This window comes from Hydrogenimonas sp. (genome assembly GCF_029933015.1).
Lineage (GTDB): Bacteria > Campylobacterota > Campylobacteria > Campylobacterales > Hydrogenimonadaceae > Hydrogenimonas.
Window position 1 is genome coordinate 1 of sequence record NZ_JAOZOZ010000083.1, and the last position, 6,884, is coordinate 6,884.

Consider the following 6,884-nt stretch of genomic DNA (forward strand, 5'->3'; position numbering starts at 1 on the left):
CTCAACACTCAACACTCAACACTCAACACTCAACACGCCCATCTAATGTCATTTTTTTCATATCAAATAAATACTTCATGTAAATAAACTTGACACAGACACACTCAATTAAGTATAATCTTGTTGGCATTTTTGAAAATAGGTGCTAAAATAACAGGTATGAAAAACAAATACGAAAAGATTCTCGAAGCGGTTGTCAAAACCTTTCTTCAGACGCACGAACCGATAGGATCGGCGACGCTGAAAGAGAAGCTTCCGTTCGAGATCGCGCCGGCGACGATCCGCTACTACTTCAATAAAATGGTAGAACGCGGAGAGTTGGAGCAGCTGCACAAGAGCAGCGGCAGGATTCCGACGGAACGTACGATGAAGTTCTACTGGCGCAAGCATCTGAAAGATCTGGAAGTGATCTGCGATGCGATGGACGAGCTGGCGCGTATCAGTGAAAAAGAGGAGCTTTTCGTACTGCTCAAACCGGTCAAAACGAACCGTCTGAAAGGGATCGAGCGGATCGGTGAGAGATATCTGATCCTGGTGTTCGAATCGGACGAATACGTGATCCGTTATCAGAGCCAGCTCGAGTCGTTTCTGAACGATCTGATCGGTTACGAACTCGAAGAGGTCAAGCAGATCGCGAAAGATGTGGGCATGATGTCCCTCTACCACAAGATGCGGGCCAAAAACGACGAGGAGATCACGGCGATCAACCCCGAAGCGATCATCCGCATCGCGGGAGAGAGAAAAAGCTGGGGGAAACGCCACATACGTCTCTTTCTGGATGGCGACGCGATCGAGGAGTTCCAAAGAGGTCTTCATTTCGAACCTGTCATCCCCAAAGGGTTCATGGCCCTGCGGACGGAGGCCCTCATCGACGACCGTCCCACGAAAATGCTCTGTATGGGTGCGATCGACCAGGATTTCACGAAGATTTTCAAGGAGGTGTAGATGGCTGCCGAAAAAGAAAAAAAGAGAAAAGAAGAAGAGATGAAAAGAGAAGAGGAAAAGAAGGAAACCTCCGTATCCGAAAACGAAGAGAGAGTTTCCGAGAGTGCGGAGAGTGAGATGAGCGAACTGAAAAGATGCAAAGAGGAGCTCGAAGCGTGCGAAGACAAATATCTTCGGATGCACGCCGAGTTCGAAAACATCAAGAAACGGATGGAACGTGAAAAAGAAAAAAGCGTCGCCTACGCCCAGGAGGAGTTCGCGCGCGATCTGCTTCCCGTGATGGATTCGCTCGAGCTCGCTCTCGCTTCGATCCCGACGGCGGAAGAGGGTGCCGACGAACATCTGCTGAAGCTGCGCGAAGGGGTGCAGCTCACCCTCGACCAGTTCGTCAAGACCTTCGAAAAGCACCACATCAAAGTGGTGGATATCGACGAAGGGTTCGACCCCAATTTCCACGACGCGGTGATGCAGGTGGAGAGTGAGGAGCACGAAAGCGGCCAGATCGTCCAGGTACTGCAGAAAGGGTATACCTACAAAGAGCGCCTTCTGCGGCCCGCGATGGTCAGTGTCGCGAAGTAGTGCGGGTTTTGCGACTTAGGTAGCAAAACCGAAAGAGAAAGTTGAGTATAATACACTCAACCATGAAGCGGATGCCATGATGTTCCGGCCAAGCCGAAGCGGACTTGGCGTCAGCGAAGATGGACGGGCTTTGCCCGGCCGTCGTATCAATTAAAAACAGAAGGAGATAGAAATGGGAAAAGTCATAGGAATCGACCTGGGAACCACCAACTCGGCGATGGCCGTCTACGAAGGCGGAGAAGGTAAAATCATCGCCAACAAAGAGGGTAAAAACACGACACCCTCCGTCGTCGCCTTTACCGACAAGGGTGAAGTGCTCGTCGGCGATCCGGCGAAACGCCAGATGGTCACCAACCCCGAGCGGACCATCTACAGCGTCAAGCGTATCATGGGTCTGATGTGTAACGAAGAGAAGGCGGCGGAAGCGAAGAAACGCCTTCCCTATCACGTCATCGACAAAAACGGCGCCTGCGCCATCGAAGTCGACGGAAAGACCTACACGCCGCAGGAGATCTCCGCGAAGATCCTGATGAAACTGAAAGAGGACGCGGAAGCCTATCTGGGCGAAGAGGTGACCGAAGCGGTCATCACCGTACCGGCCTACTTCAACGACTCTCAGCGTAAAGCGACCAAAGAGGCGGGAACCATCGCGGGTCTGAACGTCCTGCGTATCATCAACGAGCCCACCGCCGCGGCGCTGGCCTACGGCCTGGATAAGAAAGAGGCCGAAAAGATCTGCGTCTACGACCTGGGTGGCGGAACGTTTGACGTGACGGTCCTGGAGACCGGTGACAACGTCGTCGAGGTTCTGGCTACCGGCGGTGACGCCTTCCTGGGCGGTGACGACTTCGACAACCGCCTGATCGACTATGTGGCCGAAGAGTTCAAAAAAGAGAACGGTATCGACCTCAAAGCCGACGTCATGGCGCTTCAGCGTCTGAAAGAGGCGGCCGAAAACGCCAAGAAAGAGCTCTCCGCCGCACAGGAGACAGAGATCAACCTGCCGTTCATCACGGCAGACGCCAGCGGACCGAAACACCTGGTCATGAAGATCACCCGCGCGAAGTTCGAGAGCCTCATCATGGATCTGATCGATCAGACGATCACCAAGATCGAGGAGGTCCTCAAAGACGCAGGTCTCACCAAGGGCGAGATCAAAGAGATCGTCATGGTCGGTGGATCGACACGTATTCCGCTGGTCCAGGAGAAGGTCAAGAACTTCTTCGGCAAAGAGCTGAACAAGTCGGTCAACCCGGACGAGGTCGTCGCGATCGGTGCGGCGATCCAGGGCGGTATCCTCAAAGGAGACGTCAAAGATGTCCTGCTTCTGGACGTCACACCGCTCAGCCTCGGTATCGAGACACTCGGCGGCGTCACGACCAAGATCATCGAAAAGGGTACGACGATCCCGGTCAAGAAGTCCCAGATCTTCTCGACCGCCGAAGACAACCAGCCGGCCGTTACGATCCATGTCGTCCAGGGTGAGCGCGAGCTGGCCAAAGACAACAAATCTCTCGGACAGTTCGAGCTTACAGGCATTCCGCCGGCACCCCGCGGCGTGCCTCAGATCGAAGTCACCTTCGACATCGACGCCAACGGTATCCTCACCGTCAGCGCGAAGGACAAGGCGACCGGCAAGTCCCAGGAGATCAAGATCACCGGATCTTCCGGACTCAGCGAAGAGGAGATCGAAAAGATGGTCCGCGACGCCGAGGCCCACAAAGAGGAGGACCGCAAGCGCAAAGAGCTGATCGAGACCAAGAACCAGGCCGACGCGCTGGTCTATCAGACCGAAAAGAGCCTCGGCGAAGTGGGCGACAGTCTCGAAGCGGGCGAAAAAGAGAAGGTCCAGGCCGCACTCGACGCTCTCAAAGAGACGCTCAAAGATGAAAACGCGACAAAAGAGCAGATCGAAGAGAAGGTCAAAGCTCTGACCGAAGTGAGCCACAAACTCGCCGAAGCGATGTACAAGAAAGAGCAGGGCGGCGAGCAGGCTGCCGGCGGCGCCGAAGGCGGTGCCAAAAAAGGCGGCGAAGACGATGTCATCGACGCCGAAGTCGAGTAAATCTTCCGGCGGGGCGGCTTCGCCGGCCCGCCACCCCTTCGACCCCATCGTCGACGAACACTCCAAAATCCTCATTCTGGGATCTTTCCCAAGCCTCAAATCGTTCGAAAACCACTTCTACTACGCCCATCCGAGAAACCTGTTCTGGCCGATTCTGGGCGAGATTTTCCAAAAGCCCGTCACGACGAAAGAGGAGAGAATCGCGCTTTTGAAAAGTGTCGGCATCGCCCTGTGGGACGTGGTGGAAGCGTGCGAGCGCACGAACTCCGCCGACTCAAACCTCAAATCGTGCGAACCCAACGACATTCCGGCACTGCTCGAGAAATATCCGAATATTCGTGCCATTCTCTTTACCGGGAAAAAGGCCCAGAGCCTTTTTGAAAGATATTTCCCACAGATCGATCTGCCCCGCTACCTGCTTCCTTCCCCCTCTCCGGCCTATGCTGCGATGCCCTACGAAGAAAAAGTGGTAAAATGGCGTGAGATTTTCAAACGGCTGGAGTTGATCGATTAAAAAAATTGTTCTCAAAGCGCTTCTGCTGCTCTATCTGGGGGCATCCTGGATCGGAGCGACCCATCTGCACGGTCCCCAGGAACACCACCATGCCGACTGCAAAGTCTGCCACATCCTCAAGACGCTCCAGAGTGCCGATCTGCCGCCTCAGGCGGCCCCTTTTGATTTCGATGCGGCCGCCTTCGAAAAGATCCGGTTTCTCACGCACCTCTGCGATCTTGATTTCATCAAAGGATTCTTCTCCCACGCCCCTCCCTCTTTGCGATAGATATCTGTTTTAAAAATCTATCCGCAAAGGAATACCATGAAAAAAGTGTTACTGGTCATGGCGACCGTGCCGCTACTGGCTTTCGGTGGCGGCAACCTGGTCTCCGTGGGGTACGAGAGGGTCGATTTCGACCACTCCGTCAAAAAGGATCGCGGTTGGCGCGCCTCCGTTTTCGGGCGTGTGGGTCTTAAAAAAGACCGATTCGAAGCGCTTCTCGAAAAGTCGCGCATCGATACCTTTCAGCCTCCCGCACCAAAAGATCTGCAGGTGGCCAAAATCGGCCTCAAATATCTCCATACGTTCGAGAAAGCGGAAATGGCCGTCAGCTTCGCCACGATCGACGACAATCTGATGAAGCAGACCGACGGAGGAAAGATCTACGGCGTAGCCCTGCGTCGGGGAGGCTTGCGGATCGCCCAGTATCTGAGCGACTACAAACATTTCGATGTCTGGCAGACCGAAGCCGGCTATTCGGTGAAAAGGGAGTGGAACGATTTGAAAGTGGGCGCCTCAGCCATCGTGAAATACATCCGTCTGAGCGACCGAAAGAGCAACGCATTCAGCAAAAACGCCAAAGCCGACTATGTTACCCCCGGACTTTTTCTATCGCTTCATACCAGCGGCTGGCATTTTCGCACCGGCGCACTGTTTGGCCGGAGGATCTTCGCCGTCATGCAGGAGGGGATGAAGGTCCAGCACCATGCCATGGAGTTTTACCAGACATGGATGGCCGCCGTAGCCAAGGATCTGGGGCCGCACAGGCTCTCATTTCGGTATGTCTACCAGAAAGCCGACGAAATCCCGATCCACAACGACGGGGTCAGGGTGCAGAGCGTGGCGCTTGTGTGGGGGTATCGTTTTTAAAGACGAAGGGTCTGCCCATGTGCGATCGAAAGGGCCTCAGGGTCCGGTTTTGCACCGTGGGCGATCCCACGTCTCTTTCCCCCGGCAGGCGGGTTTTTATGTCCCTTTTGAGACGGGTTCTGGAGTCCGCTTACCGATTTCCAAAGTAGTAGGCAAACTTCTCGGGTGTCATGACGCTTTTTAGCTTTTCGAGCGGGATGAGAAACGACGGTTCTCCGTCTGCATACCCCGATATCTCATACAGACCGAATCTTATCACGATCCCCTCGTCCGTCAACTCCATTCTGTCTGCCGATGCCGACATATCGTAAAGCTCATCGTCGCTGAGCCTGTCGACATGTTCCAGGCCTATCAGGTCTCTTACATTCCGAACGATGAAAGAGTAGAGTACTCTTTTGCGTTCTCCAAAGAGATCGCTCCATTGAATGATTTTGCCGCTGTTTCTGTCGAGGTTGAGATAATCGGTCGCGAAATCTCCATGCAATCCCCCTGTATAGTCGGAAGTCTCCGTTTTTATAACGACGACATTTTTGTTGATATACGAAATGGTCTGGTCGTTTTTTTCGAACATTCTATGGGTATCTCTCGAGCAGGGCTTGGGATCTTTCGGAACGGTGAACTCAAACTCCTCGAACTCGGGTTCGTTTTTGCAAAGCTTTTGGATTTCACTCTTTTTGTAAAAATCGTAGATAAAACACTTCTCCTCTTCTTCGAATGAAATATGGGTTCTTTCCAGACTTGTTTCCGTGTCGTTCACATTTAGCGTGCGGTGGTTTTTATACTTTTGCAGTAAAGCGTTATAGTACGCCCATTTCTCTTTGGCCACTTTTTTGGTGCAATTTTCATCGAGTACGCCAAACCTGTTTCTACACACTTCGTAGGATTTTTCCCAATCCAAAAGCTCTTTTTCGAGTTTTTCGTAAGAGGCTTTGTCCAGATAGGGTTTGAAGTTTTCCGCGATATAGGGGCGATGGGTATAAAGAAAAAGAAGATGTTTGAAATTTCTATAGACCATGGCGCCGTCGTCGAACTCTTTCAGCTTTTCTATTCGGGCGGTATAGTAGCTCAGCAGACACTCCTTTCGCTCATCGCCCCGGTACTTGCCACAGTTTCTGTTTCGTGCTTTGAGCCACTTTTTTTGCGTCTGCTTGAAAAAGTTGTAGTTCGAGCTTCCTTCATATTTCGAAAGTCTGTTTTGTATCGAGAGCGCAAGCACTTTTTTATAGACCTTCGCCAACGCTTCGTCCAGTGCGGAGAGGTTTGCATCGCTGCAAATATCTTTTTCTATGGCTGTGGTCGCTTTTTTGCAGTCGAAACTGGCCGCATGAACGAAAAAAACGAAAAAATTTAAAATCAAAACGATCTTTTTCATATCTCTCCTTCTTAGAACCCATCTCAAAAATCCCCATAGCCGGGAATGGAAGCGATTTTGCTATTTTGGCCGACCATCGCGATCGCGTTGATGAATGATAACATGGATTCTTTCAAATCCCGATACGAGTTTGGCGCTTGCAAAACCGCGTATCGGGATTTTTGAGATGGGTTCCGGGCATGAAGCAGGGCGAAGAGAGGTTTTTTGTTTTTGTTGGGTGGGGCACCGCTCACGGGTGCCCGCATTTATGTCAGAAGGTGGTAGCTGATGAAGGCCA

At 52.4% G+C, this 6,884-nt stretch carries 7 protein-coding genes; 5 read left to right on the forward strand and 2 right to left on the reverse strand.

Going from position 1 to position 6,884, the window contains the following annotated elements:
- The first annotated feature begins 159 nt into the window (after positions 1 to 159).
- The 4 genes from Q1K23_RS06515 to Q1K23_RS06530 all read left to right on the forward strand — a co-directional run bounded on the left by Q1K23_RS06515 (position 160) and on the right by Q1K23_RS06530 (position 4,103).
- Positions 160 to 945 carry a hypothetical protein gene (locus tag Q1K23_RS06515; RefSeq protein ID WP_300363336.1) on the forward strand — a complete coding sequence of 262 codons (786 nt, stop codon included), beginning with the start codon at positions 160 to 162 and terminating at the stop codon, positions 943 to 945.
- Positions 946 to 1,524, forward strand: a complete 579-nt coding sequence (gene grpE / locus Q1K23_RS06520; RefSeq protein WP_300363337.1) for a nucleotide exchange factor GrpE — start codon at positions 946 to 948, stop codon at positions 1,522 to 1,524. It abuts the gene before it with no gap.
- Positions 1,525 to 1,696: 172 nt separating this feature from the next.
- Positions 1,697 to 3,589, forward strand: coding sequence for a molecular chaperone DnaK (gene dnaK, locus Q1K23_RS06525; RefSeq protein WP_300363338.1), 1,893 nt, complete (start codon positions 1,697 to 1,699; stop codon positions 3,587 to 3,589).
- Positions 3,564 to 4,103: a DNA-deoxyinosine glycosylase gene (locus Q1K23_RS06530; protein WP_300363339.1), complete on the forward strand. Its 540-nt coding sequence runs from the start codon at positions 3,564 to 3,566 to the stop codon at positions 4,101 to 4,103. Before dnaK ends, Q1K23_RS06530 begins: the two co-directional genes overlap by 26 nt.
- On the opposite strand, the gene Q1K23_RS06535 is transcribed toward Q1K23_RS06530, so the two are convergent.
- The gene (locus tag Q1K23_RS06535; protein ID WP_300363340.1) at positions 4,078 to 4,350 is read right to left on the reverse strand and encodes a hypothetical protein; all 273 of its coding nucleotides are present in this window, start codon (positions 4,348 to 4,350) and stop codon (positions 4,078 to 4,080) included. The two genes, Q1K23_RS06530 and Q1K23_RS06535, sit on opposite strands and share 26 nt — an antisense overlap.
- Positions 4,351 to 4,407: 57 nt before the next feature.
- Here Q1K23_RS06535 and Q1K23_RS06540 point away from each other — a divergent pair, with 57 nt between their 5' ends.
- A complete protein-coding gene (locus tag Q1K23_RS06540) occupies positions 4,408 to 5,235 on the forward strand; it encodes a hypothetical protein (RefSeq protein ID WP_300363341.1) in 828 nt (275 codons plus the stop codon).
- Between the two features lie 130 nt (positions 5,236 to 5,365).
- Here Q1K23_RS06540 and Q1K23_RS06545 read toward each other — a convergent pair whose 3' ends face one another.
- Positions 5,366 to 6,607 (reverse strand): DUF3298 domain-containing protein, encoded by a 1,242-nt coding sequence (locus Q1K23_RS06545; protein WP_300363342.1) that lies wholly within the window; start codon positions 6,605 to 6,607, stop codon positions 5,366 to 5,368.
- Positions 6,608 to 6,884 lie beyond the last annotated feature (277 nt).